This window comes from Enterobacter cloacae complex sp. ESBL7 (genome assembly GCF_041679625.1).
Classification (GTDB): domain Bacteria; phylum Pseudomonadota; class Gammaproteobacteria; order Enterobacterales; family Enterobacteriaceae; genus Enterobacter; species Enterobacter asburiae_B.
Map to the genome: position 1 here is coordinate 264,753 of NZ_JBGORN010000002.1, position 22,092 is coordinate 286,844.

General features: G+C 54.8%; 21 protein-coding genes. 16 read left to right on the forward strand and 5 right to left on the reverse strand.

Annotated features, from left to right (window positions below; all coding sequences use genetic code 11):
* Positions 1-19: 19 nt before the first annotated feature.
* Genes yfcF through yfcD form a run of 3 tightly spaced genes read left to right on the forward strand, consistent with a single transcriptional unit; the run spans position 20 to position 1,882 of the window.
* Positions 20-664, forward strand: a complete 645-nt coding sequence (gene yfcF, locus ACERY3_RS11400) for a glutathione transferase (protein WP_373225678.1) — start codon at positions 20-22, stop codon at positions 662-664.
* Positions 665-720: 56 nt separating this feature from the next.
* The gene (yfcE, locus tag ACERY3_RS11405; protein ID WP_373225680.1) at positions 721-1,272 is read left to right on the forward strand and encodes a phosphodiesterase; all 552 of its coding nucleotides are present in this window, start codon (positions 721-723) and stop codon (positions 1,270-1,272) included.
* Between the two features lie 55 nt (positions 1,273-1,327).
* Positions 1,328-1,882, forward strand: coding sequence for an NUDIX hydrolase YfcD (yfcD, locus tag ACERY3_RS11410; protein WP_023312551.1), 555 nt, complete (start codon positions 1,328-1,330; stop codon positions 1,880-1,882).
* On the opposite strand, the gene ACERY3_RS11415 is transcribed toward yfcD, so the two are convergent.
* Positions 1,883-2,902, reverse strand: coding sequence for a LacI family DNA-binding transcriptional regulator (locus tag ACERY3_RS11415; protein WP_029741925.1), 1,020 nt, complete (start codon positions 2,900-2,902; stop codon positions 1,883-1,885).
* 234 nt (positions 2,903-3,136) lie between these two features.
* On the opposite strand from ACERY3_RS11415, the gene ACERY3_RS11420 reads away from it, so the two are divergent.
* From ACERY3_RS11420 to ACERY3_RS11440, 5 genes are all read left to right on the forward strand, one after another.
* Positions 3,137-3,580 (forward strand): PTS sugar transporter subunit IIA, encoded by a 444-nt coding sequence (locus ACERY3_RS11420; RefSeq protein ID WP_023312549.1) that lies wholly within the window; start codon positions 3,137-3,139, stop codon positions 3,578-3,580.
* A gap of 80 nt (positions 3,581-3,660) precedes the next feature.
* Positions 3,661-3,933 (forward strand): PTS sugar transporter subunit IIB, encoded by a 273-nt coding sequence (locus ACERY3_RS11425; protein WP_373225682.1) that lies wholly within the window; start codon positions 3,661-3,663, stop codon positions 3,931-3,933.
* Between the two features lie 21 nt (positions 3,934-3,954).
* Positions 3,955-5,346 carry a PTS ascorbate transporter subunit IIC gene (locus ACERY3_RS11430; RefSeq protein WP_373225684.1) on the forward strand — a complete coding sequence of 464 codons (1,392 nt, stop codon included), beginning with the start codon at positions 3,955-3,957 and terminating at the stop codon, positions 5,344-5,346.
* Positions 5,343-6,173 carry a transketolase gene (locus tag ACERY3_RS11435; protein ID WP_033146083.1) on the forward strand — a complete coding sequence of 277 codons (831 nt, stop codon included), beginning with the start codon at positions 5,343-5,345 and terminating at the stop codon, positions 6,171-6,173. The genes ACERY3_RS11430 and ACERY3_RS11435 overlap by 4 nt, the downstream gene beginning before the upstream one ends.
* Positions 6,166-7,119: a transketolase family protein gene (locus ACERY3_RS11440; RefSeq protein WP_047060614.1), complete on the forward strand. Its 954-nt coding sequence runs from the start codon at positions 6,166-6,168 to the stop codon at positions 7,117-7,119. Before ACERY3_RS11435 ends, ACERY3_RS11440 begins: the two co-directional genes overlap by 8 nt.
* Positions 7,120-7,193: 74 nt before the next feature.
* On the opposite strand, the gene pta is transcribed toward ACERY3_RS11440, so the two are convergent.
* Positions 7,194-9,335 carry a phosphate acetyltransferase gene (pta, locus tag ACERY3_RS11445; RefSeq protein ID WP_023312545.1) on the reverse strand — a complete coding sequence of 714 codons (2,142 nt, stop codon included), beginning with the start codon at positions 9,333-9,335 and terminating at the stop codon, positions 7,194-7,196.
* Between the two features lie 76 nt (positions 9,336-9,411).
* On the reverse strand, positions 9,412-10,614 hold the full coding sequence (gene ackA, locus ACERY3_RS11450) for an acetate kinase (protein ID WP_033146081.1): 1,203 nt from the start codon (positions 10,612-10,614) through the stop codon (positions 9,412-9,414).
* Between the two features lie 337 nt (positions 10,615-10,951).
* Between ackA and yfbV the strand changes: the two genes are divergently transcribed.
* The 4 genes from yfbV (at position 10,952) to ACERY3_RS11470 (ending at position 14,573) form a co-directional block, all read left to right on the forward strand.
* Positions 10,952-11,407: a terminus macrodomain insulation protein YfbV gene (gene yfbV, locus ACERY3_RS11455; protein WP_023312543.1), complete on the forward strand. Its 456-nt coding sequence runs from the start codon at positions 10,952-10,954 to the stop codon at positions 11,405-11,407.
* A gap of 92 nt (positions 11,408-11,499) precedes the next feature.
* Positions 11,500-11,994: a YfbU family protein gene (locus ACERY3_RS11460; RefSeq protein WP_023312542.1), complete on the forward strand. Its 495-nt coding sequence runs from the start codon at positions 11,500-11,502 to the stop codon at positions 11,992-11,994.
* Positions 11,995-12,005: 11 nt separating this feature from the next.
* Positions 12,006-12,665 (forward strand): sugar phosphatase, encoded by a 660-nt coding sequence (locus ACERY3_RS11465; RefSeq protein ID WP_033146080.1) that lies wholly within the window; start codon positions 12,006-12,008, stop codon positions 12,663-12,665.
* 75 nt (positions 12,666-12,740) lie between these two features.
* Entirely contained in the window at positions 12,741-14,573 is a 1,833-nt protein-coding gene (locus tag ACERY3_RS11470; protein ID WP_033146079.1) for an SLC13 family permease, read from the forward strand.
* A gap of 80 nt (positions 14,574-14,653) precedes the next feature.
* On the opposite strand, the gene yfbR is transcribed toward ACERY3_RS11470, so the two are convergent.
* Both yfbR and alaA read right to left on the reverse strand, forming a co-directional pair.
* Positions 14,654-15,253, reverse strand: a complete 600-nt coding sequence (gene yfbR, locus ACERY3_RS11475; RefSeq protein WP_023312539.1) for a 5'-deoxynucleotidase — start codon at positions 15,251-15,253, stop codon at positions 14,654-14,656.
* A gap of 94 nt (positions 15,254-15,347) precedes the next feature.
* Positions 15,348-16,562, reverse strand: a complete 1,215-nt coding sequence (gene alaA, locus ACERY3_RS11480) for an alanine transaminase AlaA (RefSeq protein ID WP_008500204.1) — start codon at positions 16,560-16,562, stop codon at positions 15,348-15,350.
* Between the two features lie 937 nt (positions 16,563-17,499).
* Between alaA and lrhA the strand changes: the two genes are divergently transcribed.
* The 4 genes from lrhA (at position 17,500) to nuoC (ending at position 22,092) form a co-directional block, all read left to right on the forward strand.
* Positions 17,500-18,438, forward strand: a complete 939-nt coding sequence (lrhA, locus tag ACERY3_RS11485) for a transcriptional regulator LrhA (protein ID WP_029741933.1) — start codon at positions 17,500-17,502, stop codon at positions 18,436-18,438.
* Between the two features lie 631 nt (positions 18,439-19,069).
* Complete coding sequence (gene nuoA, locus ACERY3_RS11490; RefSeq protein WP_014171000.1) at positions 19,070-19,510, forward strand: NADH-quinone oxidoreductase subunit NuoA; 441 nt, start codon at positions 19,070-19,072, stop codon at positions 19,508-19,510.
* 15 nt (positions 19,511-19,525) lie between these two features.
* On the forward strand, positions 19,526-20,200 hold the full coding sequence (gene nuoB, locus ACERY3_RS11495) for an NADH-quinone oxidoreductase subunit NuoB (RefSeq protein WP_003861482.1): 675 nt from the start codon (positions 19,526-19,528) through the stop codon (positions 20,198-20,200).
* A gap of 89 nt (positions 20,201-20,289) precedes the next feature.
* On the forward strand, positions 20,290-22,092 hold the full coding sequence (nuoC, locus tag ACERY3_RS11500) for an NADH-quinone oxidoreductase subunit C/D (protein WP_023312537.1): 1,803 nt from the start codon (positions 20,290-20,292) through the stop codon (positions 22,090-22,092).

Sequence of the window (22,092 nt, forward strand, 5' to 3'; positions counted from 1 at the left end):
ATCAGCCTATGAGGATGTTATGAACCAGCCCGTCATCACGTTGTGGTCCGATGCGAATTTCTTTTCTCCCTATGTTATGAGCGTATACGTTGCGCTGGCCGAAAAAGGGCTCACTTTTACGCTGAAGACCGTCGATCTTGACGGCGGTGAACATCTCAAACCGCAGTGGCAGGGCTACGACCTGACCCGACGCGTGCCGGTGCTGGAGATCGGCGGTTTTGCCCTGAGCGAATCGTCGGCGATCGATGAATATCTGGAAGATCGGTTCGCGCCGCCTGAGTGGGAGCGCATTTATCCTCACGATCTGCAAAAACGCGCGCGGGCGCGGCAGATCCAGGCGTGGCTGCGGAGCGATCTGGTGCCGATTCGCGTGGAACGCTCAACGGACGTCGCGTTTGCCGGGGTCAAAAAGCCAGCGCTCAGCGCAGAAGGCCGTGAAAGCGCGCAAAAACTGATTGAAACCGCCACCTCGCTGCTCGCCCATGGCAACCCGAACCTGTTCGGCGAGTGGTGCATCGCCGACGCCGATCTGGCGTTGATGCTAAACCGCCTGATCCTCAACGGCGATGAGGTGCCGCAGCTGCTGGTGGATTATGCCGCGTTTCAGTGGCAACGCGCCTCCGTGCAGCGCTATGTGGCACTATCTGCCAGGCGCGCGGGCTGATAAGCCCTGACGCTTCAGGTATGATGGGGGCAGTCTGTTTTCCCGAGGAGTGACTGATGAAACTGATGTTTGCGTCGGATATCCATGGATCGCTGCCCGCTACCGAGCGTGTTCTTTCCCTGTTTGCACAAAGCGGCGCGCAGTGGCTGATTATTCTGGGGGATGTCCTCAACCACGGCCCGCGCAACGCGCTGCCGGAGGGCTACGCCCCGGCGCAGGTCGCGGAAAAGCTCAACCCGTACGCCTCGCGCATCATTGCCGTTCGCGGCAACTGCGACAGCGAGGTGGACCAGATGCTGCTGCATTTTCCCCTTACCGCGCCATGGCAACAGGTGCTGCTGGAACAAAACCGCCTGTTCCTGACGCACGGGCATCTTTTTAGCCCGGATAATCTCCCGGCGCTCGCGGCTGGCGATGTCCTGGTTTACGGTCATACTCATATTCCGGTTGCTGAAAAACGCGGTGAGATTTATCACTTCAATCCGGGTTCGGTCAGCATACCGAAAGGCGGTTATCCTGCGAGCTATGGCATGCTGGATGGAAATACCCTGAGCGTTATCGCACTTAATGATCAGCAAGTTATTGCGCAGGTAGCGATTAATCCGTAAGTTACACCTCAACTGCAAACGCGCCGAAAGAGCGCTTAGAAGAGAAGGTTTCCCGATGGTGGAGCAGAGTCATTTGGCAAGTACAGAGTGGGTTGACATTGTCAGCGAAGAGAATGAAGTGATCGCGCAGGCCAGCCGCGAACAAATGCGTGCGGAGCGTCTGCGTCACCGCGCAACATACATCGTTGTGCACGACGGTATGGGCAAAATTCTGGTCCAGCGCCGCACGGACACCAAAGATTTTCTCCCGGGTATGCTGGATGCCACCGCTGGCGGTGTTGTTCAGGCAGATGAAGTGCTGCTGGATTCCGCACGTCGCGAAGCAGAAGAAGAGTTAGGCATCGCCGGTGTGCCGTTTGCCGAGCACGGTCAGTTCTATTTCGAAGACGAAAACTGCCGAGTCTGGGGCGGGCTGTTTAGCTGCGTCTCCCACGGCCCGTTCGCTCTGCAGGAAGAAGAGGTGAGTGAAGTCAGCTGGATGACGCCGGAAGAGATCACCGCGCGCTGCGACGAGTTCACGCCGGATTCGTTAAAAGCGCTGGCGCTGTGGATGACCCGCAACGCCAAAAACGAATCGACCAAATCAGAGAAAGAGGAAGAGGCTGAGTAATCAGCAACTCTCTCTCAGACACAGACTGGACGCGATGGGCTTTTGATCGCGCCAGTCACCGTCATTCAGACGCTCCAGCAACGCTTTCCCGGCTTCAATTCCAATCTTACGATGCGGCACCGCCATCGTCGTCAGCGGCGGCTGACAGACGCGGCTCACGTCGCTATCGCCAAAGCCTACCACCGCCAGATCGTCCGGCACCTTGATTCGTCTGCGCTGACACTCATACAGCGCCCCGCAGGCCAGCTCGTCAGAGACGCACACCAGCGCATCCAGCTCCGGCCACGCCAGCAGGAATTCAGGCAGCTGTGCCGCGCCGGTCGAGAAGCTCGGCGGCATCGCCGCGTTAATGACCCGGTTCGGCGACATATGGTGGCGAAGCATGGCTTTGTACCAGCCCTGCAGATGCTGCTGGAAAATCCACTGCTCCTGGTTGGCGCACAGCAGGCCTATATTTTGGTAGCCGCGCTTAATCACCATTTCCGTGAGTTCATACATGGCCGCTACGTTATCAATCCCGATATTCATATCGATCGGGTCGGCGCGCATGGCACCCATTTCCATCACCGGAATAGAGGCGTTTTTCAGCCAGTGGCGAACGGTATCGGTATGTTCAACGCTGAGCAGGATTGCGGCGGCAATATTCGATGCCAGCAGCGTCTCCAGCAATTTCTCCTCCTGCTCCAGGCGATGCTGGGATTCAGCCAGCATGATCTGATACCCCGCAGGCTGTAGCACCTGCTGTAGCCCGGCGAACATCTCCGAGCAGCCGGCTTCGGAGAGGTTAGGCACCACCATGGCTATCGTCCATGACGACGCCGAGGCCAGCGCGCTGGCCGCAAGATTAGGCATATAGCCCAGCTCCTGCACGGCAGCTTCAATTTTTTCTCGTAATTTATCGGAAACCTGTTCGGGCGTGCGGAGTGCACGGGACACGGTCATCGTGCCCACACCGGCAAGCTGTGCGACATCGGCGAGTGTCACTTTACCGGTACTGCGCCGTTTTCGGGTTAGAGACATACACCTTCCTGCTGACCAGACGCGTTCTTCATTTCCTTCGCTTCACGTGACAGGCAGTATACGCCTTAAATCCCTTTTTTTGCTGTGATTTAGCGCCGTGATTGCAATTTGATAGCGCTATCACATTTCTGCATGTTAACGATTGGTAGCGCTATCTTTGTGATCGCGATCGCAGTCATCCAGCGATGTGTTGAATAAAGTTTGCTCATCTTTAGCGTGTAGCGGGAGTGAAAAGTGCTCAAAAAATGGATATATGATACAACCATCACGCTGCAGGATAGCGTGGAAAACTGGCCGCAGGCGCTGGAGCTGTGCGCGAAGCCGCTTCTGGATTTGCAGGTGATTGAGCCTGAATACGTCACGGCCATCATCCAGCAGCACCACGCGTTAGGACCCTATTATGTGCTGGCACCAGGGCTGGCGATGCCGCATGCGCGGCCGGAGGAAGGCGCCAAAGGACTGGGGTTGTCTTTATTAAAACTAAAACAGGGCGTCTCGTTTGGTGCCGGTGAGTTTGACCCTGTCGATGTAATTATTATGCTCGCGGCACCGGATAAACATAGCCATATCGAAATGATATCCGCACTCGCAGAATTATTTTCCAGCGACGAGGATATGGAGAAACTGCATCAGGCGAATACCCTGGAGGAAATTAAAACGATTATTGACCGCTTCTGATTTAATTCTTTAATCCGATTATTCACAACATTACGCGACAGCGTGATGGGGCGTGCTCTACTCAAAATAAGGGGACAACAATGAAAATCATGGCTATTTGCGGCTCCGGCCTGGGCAGCAGTTTTATGGTCGAAATGAATATTAAAAAGGTACTTAAAAAACTGGAGATTGAGGCTGAGGTTGAACATTCCGATCTCTCCTCGGCCACGCCGGGCGCGGCCGATCTGTTCGTGATGGCAAAAGACATTGCGGCCAGCGCCAGCGTGCCGGAAAACCAGCTGGTGGTGATTAACAACATCATCGACATCAACGAACTTGAAGCGCAGCTGCGCGCCTGGTTCGAAAGACAATAACCCTGATAAGGCGAGGTGGATATGTTTATCCTTGAAACGCTGAATTTCGTTGTTGATATTTTAAAAGTCCCTTCGGTGCTGGTCGGTTTAATTGCGCTAATTGGTCTGGTTGCGCAGAAAAAAGCGTTTTCCGACGTGGTGAAAGGGACGATTAAAACCATTCTCGGCTTTATTGTGCTGGGTGGCGGCGCCACGGTGCTGGTGGGGTCATTAAATCCTTTGGGCGGTATGTTTGAGCACGCCTTTACGATTCAGGGCATTATTCCAAACAATGAAGCGATTGTGTCAATTGCGCTGGAAAAATACGGTGCAGCGACCGCGCTTATTATGGCCTTCGGCATGGTGGCGAATATTATCGTCGCGCGCTTTACCCGCCTGAAGTACATCTTCCTGACCGGGCACCACACGTTTTATATGGCGTGCATGATTGGCGTGATCCTGACGGTAGCGGGCTTTGAGGGCGTGGGGCTGGTCTTTACCGGCTCGCTGATCCTCGGCCTGATCATGGCCTTCTTCCCGGCGATTGCCCAGCGCTACATGAAGCGCATTACCGGCAACGATGAGATTGCCTTCGGGCACTTCGGCACGCTGGGCTACGTGCTGTCCGGCTGGATTGGCAGCAAGGCTGGCAAAGGCTCCCGCTCAACCGAAGAGATGAACCTGCCGAAGAACCTGAGCTTCCTGCGCGACAGCTCGATCTCGATCTCCCTGACCATGATGATTATCTACCTCATCCTGGCGGTGAGCGCCGGGCGTGAGTACGTGGAGGCCACCTTCAGCGGCGGTCAGAACTACCTGGTCTACGCCATCATCATGGCGATCACCTTTGCGGCGGGCGTGTTCATCATCCTGCAGGGCGTGCGCCTGATTCTGGCGGAAATCGTTCCGGCCTTTACCGGCTTCTCGGAAAAACTGGTGCCGAACGCGCGTCCTGCGCTGGACTGCCCGGTGGTGTATCCGTATGCGCCAAACGCGGTGCTGATTGGCTTCCTGTTCAGCTTCCTCGGCGGGATTGTAGGGTTGTTCATCTGCGGTCAGTTTAGCTGGGTGCTGATCCTCCCGGGCGTGGTGCCGCACTTCTTCACCGGCGCAACGGCGGGCGTGTTCGGTAACGCCACCGGCGGACGCCGCGGGGCAATGATTGGCGCCTTTGCTAACGGCCTGCTGATCACCTTCCTGCCGGTCCTGCTGCTGCCGGTGCTGGGCGCAATTGGCTTTGCCAACACCACCTTCTCGGACGCCGACTTCGGCGCGGTCGGGATTGTGCTCGGCAACCTGGCGCGCTTCCTGTCGCCGCTTGCCATCACCGGACTGGTTGTGGCGTTGTTCGCGCTGCTGGTGGCGTACAACGTCTTCGCGAAAAACAAACCTGCGGGCGGTAACGCGCAGGAAAACACCGGAGCCAAATCATGAATGAGAAAGAGATAACCGAACTCGCGCGTCAGATCCGTCTTGAGACGCTGAAATCCCTGACGCAGCTGGGCTTTGGGCACTATGGCGGCAGTATGTCGGTGGTCGAAACCCTGGCCGTGCTGTACGGCGCGGTGATGAAAATCGACCCGGCGGATCCGGACTGGCCGGAGCGAGACTATTTTGTCCTGTCGAAAGGCCATGCGGGCCCGGCGCTCTACAGCACGCTGGCGATCAAGGGCTACTTCCCGGTGGAAGAGCTGAGCACCCTGAACCAGAACGGCACGCGCCTGCCAAGCCACCCGGACCGTCTGAAAACGCGCGGCGTGGACGCCACCACCGGTTCGCTGGGGCAGGGGATCTCGATTGCCGGCGGTATGGCGCTCTCGCACAGGCTGGCGGGGCGACCGAATCGCGTCTTCTGCATCGTCGGTGACGGCGAGCTGAACGAGGGGCAGTGCTGGGAAGCCTTCCAGTTTATTGCCCACCATCGTCTGAACAACCTGACGGTATTCGTGGACTGGAACAAACAGCAGCTCGACGGCGAGCTGGACGAAATTATCAGCGCGTTCGACCTGGAGGGGAAATTCCGAGCCTTTGGCTTTGACGTGGCGACGGTGAAGGGTGACGACATCCCGGGACTGCTGGCGGTGACGTCGCGGGTCCCGGCTGCCGACGCGCGTCCGATAGTCGTCATCCTCGACAGCATCAAAGGGCAGGGGGTGCCGTACCTGGAACAGCTCAGCAACTCGCACCACCTGCGGTTGACCGCGGAGAGCAAAGCGGCCCTCAACGAGACGATTCGCCAACTGGAGGCTTCACATGATTAAAGTTGCACCGGCAGGAGAGAAAGACGCCGTTGAGATGCGTAAGGTCTACGCGGGCTTCGTAGCAAAGCAGATTGAAGCAGGAAGCGAGATTATCGCCCTGGAAGCGGATCTGATGAGCTCGATGGCGATGGACGGCGTGGCGCGCGATTATCCGCAGCACGTGATTAACTGCGGCATTATGGAGGCCAACGTCATCGGCACGGCGGCGGGGCTGTCGCTTACCGGGCGTAAACCGTTCGTTCATACCTTCACCGCGTTTGCCAGCCGTCGCTGCTTCGACCAGCTGTTTATGTCCCTGGACTATCAGCGCAACAACGTGAAGGTGATTGCCTCGGATGCGGGCGTGACGGCCTGTCACAACGGCGGGACGCATATGTCGTTTGAGGATATGGGCATCGTACGCGGTCTGGCGCATTCGGTGGTGCTGGAGGTGACCGACGCGGTGATGTTTGAGGACGTGCTGCGCCAGCTTATCGACCTCGAAGGCTTCTACTGGGTACGCACCATCCGTAAGCAGGCGCCGAGCGTGTATGCGCCTGGCTCAACCTTCACCATTGGCAAAGGCAACGTGCTGCGCGAAGGAACCGATATAACCCTGATTGCCAACGGCATCATGGTGGCGGAAGCGCTGGAAGCGGCGAGCCAGCTTGAGCAGGAGGGGGTCAGCGCGGCGGTCATCGACATGTTTACCCTGAAGCCTATCGACCGGATGCTGGTGAAAAACTATGCCGAGAAAACCGGTCGCATCGTCACCTGTGAAAACCACAGTATTCACAACGGCCTGGGATCGGCGGTGGCGGAGGTGTTGGTGGAAACCTGCCCGGTACCGATGCGGCGGGTGGGCGTCAAGGAGCGTTACGGCCAGGTGGGGACGCAGGATTTCCTGCAGAAGGAGTATGGCCTGACGGCACATGACATTGTATCGGCGGCGCGAGAGCTGCTGTAAATAAAAAAGGCGACCCGTTAAGTGGTCGCCTTTTTGTTGCCCGGTAAGCGCTAGCGCCACTGGGCTTTTTAACATTACTGCTGCTGTGAAGACTGGATCGCGGTCAGCGCGATGGTGTAGACGATATCGTCAACCAGCGCGCCACGAGACAGGTCGTTCACAGGTTTGCGCATGCCCTGCAGCATTGGCCCGATGGAGATCAGGTCTGCAGAACGCTGTACCGCTTTGTAGGTGGTGTTACCGGTGTTCAGATCCGGGAAGATGAACACGGTAGCGCGACCTGCAACCGGCGAGTTCGGCGCTTTGGATTTCGCAACGTCGGCCATAACGGCGGCGTCGTACTGCAGCGGGCCGTCGATCATCAGGTCAGGACGTTTTTCCTGCGCCAGACGGGTCGCTTCACGTACTTTCTCTACGTCGCTACCAGCACCAGAGGTACCGGTGGAGTAGGAGAGCATCGCTACGCGCGGTTCGATACCGAAGGCAATCGCGGAGTCTGCAGACTGGATAGCGATTTCTGCCAGCTGCTCTGCGGTTGGATCCGGGTTGATCGCGCAGTCACCATAAACGTAAACCTGTTCAGGCAGCAGCATGAAGAACACGGAAGAAACCAGAGAGCTGCCTGGCGCGGTTTTGATCAGCTGCAGCGGTGGACGGATGGTGTTCGCCGTGGTGTGAACCGCACCGGAAACCAAACCGTCAACTTCGTCCTGCTCAAGCATCAGCGTGCCCAGCACCACGTTGTCTTCCAGCTGTTCGCGCGCAACGGCTTCGGTCATGCCCTTGCTCTTACGCAGCTCAACCAGACGAGCAACGTAGCTCTCGCGAACCACTTCCGGGTCAACGATTTCGATGCCAGCGCCCAGCTCAACGCCCTGAGACGCCGCAACGCGGGTGATCTCATCCGGGTTACCCAGCAGCACACAGGTCGCGATGCCGCGCTCTGCACAGATAGCAGCCGCTTTAACGGTACGTGGTTCGTCGCCTTCTGGCAGAACAACGCGTTTGCCCGCTTTACGCGCCAGCTCGGTCAGCTGGTAACGGAATGCTGGAGGAGACAGGCGGCGGCTGCGCTCGGAGGTCGCAGTCAGGGATTCGATCCAGTCTGCGTTGATGTAGCCCGCAACGTATTCCTGAACTTTCTCGATACGCTCGTGGTCATCAACCGGCACTTCCAGGTTGAAGCTCTGCAGGCTCAGGGAGGTCTGCCAGGTGTTGGTGTTCACCATGAAGACCGGCAGGCCGGTAGCGAACGCGCGTTCGCACAGCTTGCTGACGCGTGGGTCCATCTCGTAGGCACCGGTCAGCAGGATCGCACCGATTTCCACGCCGTTCATTGCGGCCAGGCAGGCTGCAACCAGAACGTCAGGACGGTCTGCGGAGGTTACCAGCAGGGAACCTGCGCGGAAGTGTTCCAGCATGTGCGGAATGCTGCGCGCACAGAAGGTCACGGACTTCACGCGGCGGGTGTTGATGTCGCCTTCGTTAACGATGGTGGCGTTCAGGTGACGCGCCATATCGATTGCACGGGTGGCAATCAGATCGAAGCTCCATGGCACCGCGCCCAGTACTGGCAGAGGGCTGGATTCCTGCAGCTTAGCCGGGTCAACTTTGATGACTTTCGCTTTGGAAGAGTCGTCGAAGATCTCGGACAGGTCAGGGCGAGTACGGCCCTGCTCATCCACCGGTGCGTTCAGCTTGTTCACGATCACGCCGGTGATGTTGGTGTTTTTCGCGCCGCCGAAGCTGCTGCGCGTCAGTTCGATACGCTCGTTCAGCTGCTCTGGGGTGTCGGTGCCCTGAGACATCACGAAAACGATCTCTGCGTTCAGGGTTTTCGCGATTTCAAAGTTCAGAGACTGGGCAAACTGGTGTTTGCGCGTCGGGACCAGACCTTCAACCAGCACCACTTCCGCGTCTTGCGCGTTAGCATGGTAGTTGGCGATGATCTCTTCCATCAGCACGTCTTTCTGGTTGCTGGACAGCAGAGATTCAACGTGGCTCATCTTCAGCGGTTCAGCCGCTGGCAGATTGGAGTTCTTGCGAACGATAGTGGTGGTCTGGTCTGGCGCATCGCCACCAGCACGTGGCTGGGCGATTGGCTTAAAGACGCTCAGACGAACGCCTTTGCGTTCCATAGCACGGATAACGCCAAGGCTGACGCTGGTCAGGCCGACGCTGGTTCCGGTAGGGATCAGCATAATAGTACGGGACACGGTTTATCCTCTTTCGTTACCGCCGCAATTGGGCGGGTTACAAAACAGCACCGCCAGCATTGCTGGCGGTGTGGAATCAGGCAGTCAGGCGGTGCGCGTCTTGCGCAATGACCAGTTCTTCGTTAGTTGGGATAACGAGAGCAGGGCGGGTGCCTTCTTTGTTGATGAAGCCAGACTTGCCGAAGCGGGCAGCCAGGTTACGCTCGTGATCAACGTCGAAGCCCAGAACGCCCAGTTTGCCCAGGGACAGTTCACGAACCATTGCCGCGTTCTCACCGATACCACCGGTGAAGATAACCGCGTCCAGACGACCGTCCATCAGCGCAGTGTAAGAGCCGATGTACTTCGCCAGACGGTGGCAGTAAACGTCCATTGCACGTTTAGCGTCTTCTTTCTCTGCGTAGTTGTCTTCAACGTAACGGCAGTCGCTGGTGACTTCGGTCAGACCCAGCAGGCCAGACTCTTTGGTCAGCATTTTGTTGATCTGGTCAACGCTCATGCCCAGGGTGTCGTGCAGGTGGAAGATGATCGCCGGGTCGATGTCACCGGAACGGGTACCCATCACCAGACCTTCCAGCGGGGTCAGACCCATGGAAGTATCAACACATTTACCGTTGCGGATAGCAGAAACAGAACCACCGTTGCCCAGGTGGCAGGTGATGATGTTCAGTTCTTCAACCGGCTTGTTCAGAACTTTTGCGGCTTCCTGAGTTACATAGAAGTGGCTGGTGCCGTGCGCGCCGTAGCGACGTACGCCGTGTTCTTTGTACAGGCTGTATGGCAGGGCATAGAGGTAAGACTCTTCCGGCATGGTCTGATGGAACGCGGTGTCGAATACGGCCACGTTTTTGTCTTTCAGATTCGGGAAGGATTTCAGCGCTTCAGCGATACCGATCAGGTGAGCCGGGTTGTGCAGCGGTGCGAAGGACGCAGAGTCCTTGATGCCCTGGATCACAGATTCGTCGATCACGACGGAGCTGGTGTATTTTTCGCCGCCGTGGACGATACGGTGACCAATCGCAGTCAGCTGAGCAGACAGTTCTGGTTTTTGTGCCAGAATAGTGTTAACGATAAAGTTCAGCGCTTCACTGTGAGCGGCGCCTGCACCTAAAGCCGCTTCTTGTTTGCTGCCGTCCATCTTCCACTTGATACGTGCTTCAGGCAGATGGAAACATTCGGCCAAACCAGAGAGGTATTCGTCACCGTTGAGCGCATCGATGATGGCGAATTTCAGTGAGGAGCTACCGCAGTTCAGAACCAGTACTAACTTACTCGACATGGAAGTACCTATTATTGATACGTGGCTAAAAAAACGTCAGTGAGTCTAACAGCGTAACGCATGAGGACTCAGACATTTATGATTAACATCATGCCAAACGAACATTGTGGCATGATGGAAGAAATAACTATGATTTTATGCCATTTTGCACAATTTTCAGCCAATGGCATAATGTGCAATAATTTGACGAGTTAATGATTCTCGTCTAGGGCCCTATCAGGCTGGCACAGGATACCCGATACGGGGTAGAGATGACAAAATATTTTGAACGTTGTCATAGCTTGTTGTGGTTTTGCACGAAAATTTTAATTTTTATATGTGAAGTTGAGGTACAGCCATGTCGACACCAGAGAACCCGTCCGTAAATTTCTTTAGTCTGTTTCGTCGGGGACAGCATTACGCAAAGACGTGGCCGATGGAAAAGCGCCTTGCGCCAATGTTCATTGAGAATCGCACCATCCGCGCTACGCGCTATGCGATTCGCTTTATGCCGCCTGTCGCTGTCTTTACGCTGTGCTGGCAGATTGCGTTGGGCGGGCAGCTTGGTCCTGCAGTCGCGACGGCGCTCTTCGCCTTAAGCCTGCCGATGCAGGGCCTGTGGTGGTTAGGTAAACGGTCCATCACTCCGCTTCCCCCTTCTATTTTACACTGGTTTTATGAAGTGCGCGGAAAACTGGAGGAGGCCGGACAGGCGCTCGCCCCGGTCGAAGGCAAGCCGGACTACCAGGCGCTGGCGGACACGTTAAAGCGCGCTTTTAAGCAACTGGATAAAACATTTCTCGATGATTTGTGATTGATCATCGAAACGACGACGAAAAGAAGGCACAGTAACAATCAGTTACCGTGTCTTTTTTTTAAAGTGCAATGCGCTACAGGAGTCGAAAGATGGAAATGACCCATGCTCAACGTCTGATTTTGTCCAACCAGTACAAGATGATGACTATGCTTGATCCCGATAACGCTGCGCGCTACAGCCGCCTGCAAACCATCGTCGAACGCGGTTTTGGTTTGCAAATGCGTGAACTGGACCGCGAGTTTGGCGAGCTGAAAGAAGAAACCTGTCGCATCGTGATCGACATTATGGAGATGTATCACGCCCTGCACGTGTCCTGGACGAATCTCAAAGATCAGCAGTCCATCGACGAGCGCCGCGTGACCTTCTTAGGCTTTGATGCCGCAACGGAAGCGCGTTATCTGAGCTATGTTCGCTTTATGGTGAATACAGAAGGGCGCTATACCCACTTTGACGCGGGCACCCACGGCTTCAACGCGCAGACCCCAATGTGGGAAAAATATCAGCGTATGCTGAGCGCGTGGCACGCCTGCCCGCGTCAGTACCATTTAAGCAGCAACGAAATTCAACAAATCATTAATGCCTGACGGAGGTGCGTGTGCAGTGTAGAGGTTTTCTGTTTGATCTGGACGGTACGCTGGTGGATTCGCTGCCGGTTGTGGAGCGTTCCTGGTGCCATTGGGCTGACAGACATGGCATCGACCATCAGGACGTGCTGAATTTTATCCATGGCAAACAGGCCATCACCTCGCTACGGCACTTCCTGGCCGGACGCTCTGAGGACGAAATTCAGGCGGAGTTCAAATACCTGGAACATATTGAAGCCACGGATACGGACGGCATCACAGCCTTACCGGGCGCGCGCGAGCTGCTTGAGCATCTGAACGAGGCGCAGATCCCATGGGCTATCGTTACCTCAGGCTCCATTCCCGTCGCCCACGCCCGTCACAAGGCGGCAGGTCTGCCGACGCCAGAAGTGTTTATCACGGCGGAGCGCGTAAAGCGCGGTAAACCGGAGCCCGACGCGTTTTTACTGGGCGCTGAACTGCTGGGCCTCGCCCCTGAAGAGTGCGTGGTGGTGGAAGACGCGGCCGCTGGCGTACTGGCCGGGCTGAACGCCGGAAGCCACGTTATCGCCGTTAACGTTCCGGCGGGATCCTCCCGGCTGGAGGAGGCAGACTTTGTGCTGGATTCCCTGACGGCGCTGGCTGTTTCGAAAGCCTCTGACGGGGTTGTAACCGTCTCGCTAAAAATGTAATCACATGATATAGCCCCACATTGCTGGGGCTTTTTTATGGCACAATTTCTCATCTCCCACTGACAAGGACATGTTGTGAACGGTGAACTGATTTGGGTCCTGAGCCTGCTTTTAATCGCCATCCTTCTTTTTGCAACGGGCAAGGTACGCATGGACGCCGTCGCCTTGTTTGTCATCGTCGCGTTTGTGCTGAGTGGAACGCTCACGCTACCGGAAGCGTTTTCCGGGTTTAGCGATCCCAACGTTATCCTGATTGCCGCCCTGTTTATTATTGGTGATGGGCTGGTGCGTACCGGCGTGGCGACCATCATGGGGTCGTGGCTGGTGAAGGTGGCGGGCAGCAGCGAAACCAAAATGCTGATCTACCTGATGGTGACCGTCGCCGGGCTGGGGGCGTTTATGAGCTCAACGGGCGTGGTCGCCATCTTTATCCCGGTGGTGCTGAGCGTCTCCATGCGGATGCAGATCTCGCCGTCGCGCCTGATGATGCCCCTGAGTTTTGCCGGTTTGATCAGCGGCATGATGACGCTGGTGGCAACGCCGCCGAACCTGGTCGTCAACAGCGAGCTTATCCGGGAAGGATTCCAGGGCTTCAGTTTTTTCAGCGTCACCCCGCTTGGGCTGGTCATTCTGGTGATGGGCGTGGTCTACATGCTGCTGACCCGGTTTGCCCTGAAAGGTGAAAAACAGGACAAAAATAAAGAAGGGTGGAAGCGACGCACCTTCCGCGATCTGATTAAGGAGTACCGCCTTACCGGGCGCGCGCGCCGTCTGGCTATTCGCCCCGGCTCGCCGATGGTGGGACAGCGTCTTGACGACCTGAAGCTGCGTGAGCGCTATGGCGCGAACGTGATCGGCGTTGAGCGCTGGCGTCGTTTTCGCCGGGTGATTGTCAACGTCAACGGGGTGTCGGAATTCCGCGCGCGGGATGTCCTGCTGATTGATATGTCCACCGCGGACGTGGATCTGCGCGAGTTTTGCAGCGAACAGCTGCTGGAACCGATGGTGCTGCGCGGGGAGTATTTTTCGGATCAGGCGCTGGATGTCGGCATGGCCGAAGTATCGCTGATCCCGGAATCGGAACTGCTGGGCAAAACCGTGCGGGAAATGGGGTTCCGAACCCGCTATGGCCTGAATGTCGTGGGGCTGAAGCGCGATGGCGTAGCGATGGAAGGGGCGGTGGTGGATGAGCCGATCCTGCTGGGCGATATCTTCCTCGTTGTCGGTAACTGGAAGCTGATTAGCCAGCTTGGGCAAAAAGGGCGCGATTTTGTGGTGCTCAACATGCCTGTCGAGGAGAGCGACGCGTCGCCTGCGCACAGCCAGGCGCCCCACGCGATTTTTTGTCTGGTGCTGATGGTGGCGCTGATGCTGACCGATGAAATTCCCAATCCGGTCGCGGCAATCATCGCCTGCCTGTTGATGGGCAAATTCCGCTGCATTGACGCCGAAAGCGCCTATAAAGCCATTCACTGGCCGAGCATTATCCTGATCGTCGGGATGATGCCCTTCGCCCTGGCGCTGCAAAAAACCGGCGGGGTGGATCTGATTGTTAAAGGCTTAATGGACGTTGGCGGCGGGTATGGGCCGTACATGATGCTGGTCTGTCTGTTCATTATGTGCGCCACCATCGGTCTGTTTATCTCCAATACCGCGACGGCGGTACTGATGGCGCCGATTGCGCTGGCGATGGCCAAATCCATGGGCGTGTCACCGTATCCCTTTGCGATGATGGTCGCAATGGCGGCCTCCGCGGCATTTATGACGCCAGTCTCTTCACCGGTGAATACGCTGGTGCTGGGGCCCGGGAATTATAAGTTCAGTGATTTCGTGAAGCTGGGCGTGCCGTTCACCGTGCTGGTAATGGTAGTGTGCGTGGTGTTGATACCGGTCCTGTTCCCGTTCTGATAATTTTGCCGGGTGGCGGCTGCGCCTTACCCGGCCTGTAACCCGCAGGCCCCGCAAACGCAGCGCTGCTGGGCAACAGATTACAAAGGTGAATCCTGGCTAATCTCATCCAGCGACAGATGGAAGCTCGGCACAAACACCTGCATAAAATAGTCCATCTCTTCGCTGCGGCGAGATTCCAGCGTTTTTTCCAGACGCGTTTTCGCCAGTAAAAATTCGTTATTCCCCGCAGACAGCTCTTCCAGACACTTCAGATAGGCGCAGAGCGCGTCGGCCTGCTTGACCAGCGACTTTTCATCTTCCGTGTACTGATGCTCATCGATGAGCGGCTCAAAAATGTCGCGCAACTCATCCGGCACCATGTCAATCAGCTTCTGCTGGGCAATTTTCTCGATGGCCTTATATTCCTGCGCAATTTGCGAGTTGAAATATTTCACCGGCGTGGGCAGGTCGCCGGTCAGCACTTCTGACGCATCGTGGTACATCGCCAGCAGGGCGATGCGCTCTGGATTGACCTGACCGTTGAATTTGCGGTTTTTAATGGCGGCCAGCGCGTGAGCGACCATCGCAACCTGCAGACTGTGCTCTGAGACATTTTCCGTGCGGACATTACGCATCAGCGGCCAGCGGTTGATGAGTTTCAGGCGGGAGAGGTGGGCGAAGAAATGACTCTGACTCATAGGTTACCTTTTGTCTTCATTGCGACAGGCGTTCATTGTGCGGGGAGGGGAGGGAAGATGCAAATCAGGCTACCGAAGTAGCCTGATTTTAAGATTACTGATGGTATCCGGAGAGGAAGCGCCCGAAGCGGCTGATGGCCATTTCGAGGTCATCTTCGCGCGGCAGCGTCACGATGCGCACGTGATCCGGCCACGGCCAGTTAAACGCCGTCCCCTGAACCAGCAGCACTTTTTCCTGAAGCAGGAAATCCAGCACCATTTTCTGATCGTCATGAATATTGAAGCGCTTCGCGTCAATTTTCGGGAACATATACAGCGCGCCATTCGGCTTCACGCAGGAGACGCCCGGGATATCGTTGATCAGCTCCCACGCGCGGTTGCGCTGTTCATACAGGCGACCACCGGGAACGATGAACTCGCTAATGCTCTGATAACCACCCAGCGCCGTCTGGATTGCGTGCTGCGCCGGCACGTTGGCGCATAAACGCATCGAGGCCAGCATCTCCAGCCCTTCGATATAGCCTTTGGCGTGCTTTTTCGGGCCGTTCAGTACCATCCAGCCCTGACGGAAACCGGCCACGCGGTAGGTTTTAGACAGGCCGTTAAAGGTGACGGTCAGCAGATCCGGTGCCAGCGCAGCGATTGAGTGGTGCTGTGCCGCGTCGTACAGGATCTTGTCGTAAATTTCGTCGGCAAAGATGATCAGGTTGTGCTGGCGGGCGAGCTCGACGATCTCCATCAGCAACTCTTTTGAGTACACTGCACCCGTCGGGTTGTTCGGGTTAATGATCACGATGCCGCGCGTGCGGGGCGTGATTTTTGCGCGAATATCATCGAGGTCCGGGAACCAGTCGGAGGACTCGTCGCACAGATAGTGCACGGCTTTCCCGCTCGACAGTGATACGGCAGCCGTCCACAGCGGATAGTCCGGCGCGGGCACCAGCATTTCGTCCCCGCTGTTCAGCAGCGCCTGCATCGCCTGCACGATCAGTTCGGAAACGCCATTGCCGATATAGATATCTTCAACGGTAACATCACGCATACCGCGCGCCTGGTAGTGCTGCATGATGGCTTTACGTGCGGAGTAAAGTCCTTTTGAATCGCAATAGCCTTGTGCAGTTGGAAGGTTGCGGATCACATCAACCAGAATTTCATCCGGCGCTTCAAAACCAAATGGCGCAGGGTTACCAATGTTGAGTTTCAGAACCTTGTTGCCTTCCTCTTCAAGGCGTTTTGCCTCTTTCAGAACCGGGCCGCGGATGTCATAACAGACGTTATCTAGCTTGCTGGATTTTTCGATAGGGGACATGAACCTTTAACCTTTTCGCTATTATTGCCGCTCCCTGCCGTGGAAGTCAGCACGGAATAATGTACTCCCCCCTCGCTTCGTTTTGAAGGGTGTGCAGTAGAAGATTTTGTGCCGGGAGCAAAATTTTGATAAATCTTTTTCGCTGTGCGTTAGCTTTTTTACTGTCTTAAAGTTGTGCGCATGGCACGATGATAGGTTAAATGTGCTATTCATTTGTCAGAATTCTGTATATTGTGCTGGTAAAAATAAGTGGTGAACCTGACAACGGTAGCAATCACCCTGCGTGACTTTTCGTAAAACCTGAATGCTTGATACATGTTCCTGTAAAAGCATAATGTGGCTAAAAGTTACTCATGTGAAATTAATGTTAAGTGCCATTAATGAATGGTCTTAATCTAAATTAAAATTTATTTATTATTAACCTATAAAATGCAACTTTAGTTAATTTTAATAAAATTAGTTTAGAAGCTTAACATCCTTCTTTAATCCTCAATATTGCAATAAGACTTATAAATAAAGTGGATTTGGGTTAAGATGTCTTTCAGGAAAGCAGAGGACAGATGCAAGAATTTTGTATATCTGGCACTGACTTTTCGAATTAATTGATTGTTATTGTTGGAGTTATCTCTGGCTGGAATGTGTCGCACATCTCCTGCTACGTTGACAGCGCTGCGATAAAGATGGCAGAAAAGGTGTTATACCTTTAATGTAATTTACATAAACCTGCGAACATCTAAATATCCTGAACGTTTAAGAGAATAAAAATAACGTCATGAAACGTGCTTTCTGACTGTTGATATAAAGCAGCACAATAACTATCTGTCAGGCAGTCTGCCGGGCCGGGATGCGAGGGAAAACCTTCAGAGGGAATTGCTTAACTGTTACACACAGCTTCAACCCGGGCAGCTCCGCACGAGCAACCTGAAAGTGAATAGATATGATAAATGCAAATCGTCCGATAATGAATCTCGACCTCGATCTGCTGAGAACGTTTGTTGCGGTCGCCGATCTCAACACTTTTGCAGCAGCTGCTGCCGCCGTTTGCCGAACTCAGTCCGCCGTTAGCCAGCAAATGCAGCGGCTGGAGCAACTGGTTGGTAAAGAGCTTTTTGCACGTCACGGGCGTAATAAGCTCTTAACGGAACACGGTATTCAGCTACTGGGTTATGCCAGGAAAATTCTTCGCTTTAATGATGAAGCATGTATGTCATTAATGTTTAGCAACCTTCAAGGGGTGCTAACGTTAGGCGCATCTGATGAGTCAGCGGATACTATATTGCCGTTTCTTCTCAACCGTATTAGTTCGGTTTATCCGAAGCTTGCGCTGGACGTTAGCGTGAAACGTAATGCCTTTATGGTTGAGATGTTAAATGAGCACAAAGTCGACCTTGTGGTGACGACGCATCGTCCCGGGCAGTTTGATTGCCTGACGCTGCGCACATCACCTACGCACTGGTATTGCGCAGCCGAGTACGTGCTGCAAAAAGGGGAGCCGGTTCCGCTGGTCTTGCTGGATGACCCGAGCCCGTTCCGCGATATGGTGCTCACGGCGCTGAATGAGGCCAATATTCCGTGGCGTCTGGCGTATGTGGCTTCCACGCTGCCAGCGGTTCGTGCCGCCGTGAAGGCCGGTCTGGGCGTAACGGCCCGTCCGGTAGAGATGATGAGCCCCGATCTGCGCGTTCTGGGGAAATCCGACGGTCTTCCTGCGCTGCCGGATACGGAGTATCTGCTCTGCCACAATTCGTCCAGCCATAACGAGTTGGCCAAAGTGGTGTTCGAGGCGATGGAAAACTACCATAACCCGTGGCAATTCGAGCGCGTTACCTCGGAAGGGGGGGATGACTCCCTTATCGTCGAAGGGGATTTTGAGTGATCGATAGCTCAATATTCTGGTAACAAAATGTAAGTGTAAAAAACAGCCACTCGTGTGATTTTCACATGCAGTGGCTTTTTTTACGCAATAATACCCGCTTATGGCGCAAGGGTTTTCAGGATACTCTCTTATTTATCAATAAGCTGAATACTTTTGCTTAAAACTTGTCCGTTTTCCGTTCTAACTTCGCCCATATCCCTCTCATGTTAAAAAAACAGGAAATATGTTGCCGTTTTCCATGTTGAATTAACAAAAGCGTGTCGCAGATCAAGAAAATACTCCTATTTGGGGGGAGGAATCGTTGGCAAATCCTGTCAAAATAGGAGGGTTATTTTTTTTACTTCCGAAACGGACACGATTCAACAACATACATTTGACGGAAAGTCATGCACCCACCAAGGTTAAAGGGCACCAAATGTTAATGAGAATCGCTCGATGTAATTTAATGTGAAGAAACCTTTGTTAAAGTTGACAATAGGTTATAGAAAGGAGTAAAAAACCCCATCATTTTGCTGTCTACGTCTCATTTCTGACAGTTAGTGTAAGGTTATTTGTTCCTCCCCATGAATCGATGTGATGCCCATCTGCCAGCAAGAGCAGTGTCGTTGGTATCACTTTTGATGAGTAAGCAATGAGTATGTCAACATCCACAGAAGTCATCGCTCATCACTGGGCATTCGCAATCTTTCTTATTGTAGCCATTGGCCTGTGCTGCCTGATGTTAGTCGGCGGCTGGTTCCTGGGCGGTCGCGCCCGTGCAAGGCACAAAAACACACCTTTCGAATCAGGTATTGATTCAGTAGGTTCCGCTCGCTTACGCCTGTCTGCCAAGTTCTATCTGGTAGCCATGTTCTTCGTCATCTTCGACGTGGAAGCGCTTTACCTTTTCGCATGGTCAACGTCCATCCGCGAAAGTGGTTGGGTGGGCTTTGTCGAGGCCGCAATTTTCATTTTAGTGCTACTGGCCGGTCTGGTTTATCTGGTGCGTATTGGCGCGCTTGACTGGACGCCTGCGCGTTCACGTCGTGAACACATCAACCCGGAAAACAGTATCTCTAATCGTCAGCAGTAACAGCGAGGCAATAAGATGGATTATACGCTCACCCGCATAGATCCTAACGGTGAGAATGACCGTTACCCCCTGCAAAAACAGGAGATCGTAACCGACCCCCTGGAGCAAGAAGTCAATAAAAGCGTGTACATGGGCAAACTCGAACATGCCATGCATGATATGGTCAACTGGGGTCGTAAGAACTCCATCTGGCCTTACAACTTTGGCCTTTCTTGCTGCTACGTTGAAATGGTGACGTCATTCACTGCGGTGCATGACGTTGCGCGTTTTGGGGCCGAGGTACTCCGTGCTTCCCCGCGTCAGGCTGACCTGATGGTGGTTGCCGGTACGTGCTTTACCAAGATGGCACCTGTTATTCAGCGTCTTTACGACCAGATGCTGGAGCCAAAATGGGTTATCTCCATGGGCGCATGTGCAAACTCTGGCGGTATGTACGACATTTATTCCGTCGTGCAGGGCGTAGATAAATTTATCCCAGTGGATGTGTACATCCCGGGTTGTCCGCCACGTCCGGAAGCCTACATGCAGGCGCTGATGCTGCTGCAGGAATCTATTGGTAAAGAACGTCGCCCACTGTCGTGGGTTGTTGGCGATCAGGGTGTGTATCGCGCGAACATGCAGTCTGAGCGCGAGCGTAAACGTGGTGAACGTATTGCCGTCACCAATCTGCGTACGCCTGACGAAATTTAATTTGCGCCTGTAGGCCTGGAGAACACCTTCGCATATCACTACTCAAATAGCGCGAAGCCAGGCTCAACAGTCACCACGGACCATTTGCAATGGTGAACAATATGACCGACTTAACCGCGCAAGAAGCTGCCTGGCAGACCCGGGATCATCTGGATGACCCAGTCATTGGCGAACTGCGCAACCGTTTTGGGCCGGATGCCTTTACTGTTCAGGCTACCCGCACCGGGGTACCCGTTGTTTGGGTGAAGCGTGAGCAATTGCTGGAAGTTGTCGATTTCCTTAAGAAATTGCCAAAACCGTACGTCATGCTGTTTGACTTACACGGCATGGATGAACGTCTGCGTACCCACCGCCAGGGTCTCCCTGCTGCGGATTTTTCCGTTTTCTACCACCTGATCTCAATAGACCGTAATACGGATATCATGCTCAAGGTGGCATTGTCTGAAAACGACATGCATCTGCCGACGATCACCAAACTTTTCCCGAACGCGAACTGGTATGAGCGTGAAACCTGGGAAATGTTCGGCATGACCTTCGACGGCCACCCGCATCTGACGCGCATCATGATGCCGCAGACCTGGACCGGCCACCCGCTGCGTAAAGACTACCCTGCGCGTGCAACCGAATTCGACCCGTTTGAGCTGACCAAAGCCAAACAGGATCTGGAGATGGAAGCGCTGACCTTCAAACCGGAAGACTGGGGCATGAAGCGCGGTACCGACAACGAGGACTTCATGTTCCTCAACCTCGGTCCAAACCACCCGTCTGCGCACGGTGCATTCCGTATTATCCTTCAGCTTGATGGCGAAGAGATTGTCGACTGCGTTCCGGACATCGGCTACCACCACCGTGGTGCTGAGAAGATGGGCGAGCGTCAGTCCTGGCACAGCTACATTCCTTATACCGACCGTATCGAGTACCTCGGCGGCTGCGTCAACGAAATGCCATACGTGCTGGCCGTTGAGAAACTAGCGGGTATCGTTACGCCGGATCGCGTTAACGTGATTCGCGTTATGCTGTCAGAACTGTTCCGTATCAACAGCCACCTGCTGTACATCTCCACGTTCATTCAGGACGTCGGCGCGATGACTCCGGTCTTCTTCGCCTTTACCGACCGTCAGAAAATCTACGATCTGGTGGAAGCGATTACCGGTTTCCGTATGCACCCGGCCTGGTTCCGTATCGGCGGCGTGGCACACGATCTGCCGCGCGGCTGGGACCGTCTGCTGCGTGAGTTCCTCGACTGGATGCCAAAACGTCTGGCGTCATACGAGAAAGCCGCGCTGCGTAACACCATCCTGAAAGGCCGTTCCCAGGGCGTTGCTGCCTACGGCGCGAAAGAAGCGCTGGAGTGGGGTACGACAGGTGCAGGTCTGCGTGCGACCGGTATTGATTTCGACGTGCGTAAAGCCCGTCCTTACTCTGGCTACGAGAACTTCGACTTTGAAGTCCCGGTGGGCGGCGGTGTTTCCGACTGCTACACCCGCGTGATGCTGAAAGTGGAAGAGCTGCGCCAGAGTCTGCGCATCCTTGAGCAGTGCCTCAACAACATGCCGGAAGGCCCGTTCAAGGCGGATCACCCGCTGACGACGCCGCCACCGAAAGAGCGCACGCTGCAGCATATCGAAACCCTGATCACCCACTTCCTGCAGGTTTCCTGGGGTCCGGTCATGCCGGCGCAAGAATCCTTCCAGATGATTGAAGCGACCAAGGGTATTAACAGTTACTACCTGACCAGTGACGGCAGCACCATGAGCTACCGTACCCGCGTGCGTACGCCGAGCTTTGCGCACCTGCAGCAGATCCCGTCCGCCATCCGCGGCAGTCTGGTCTCCGACCTGATTGTGTATCTGGGTAGTATCGATTTTGTTATGTCAGATGTGGACCGCTAA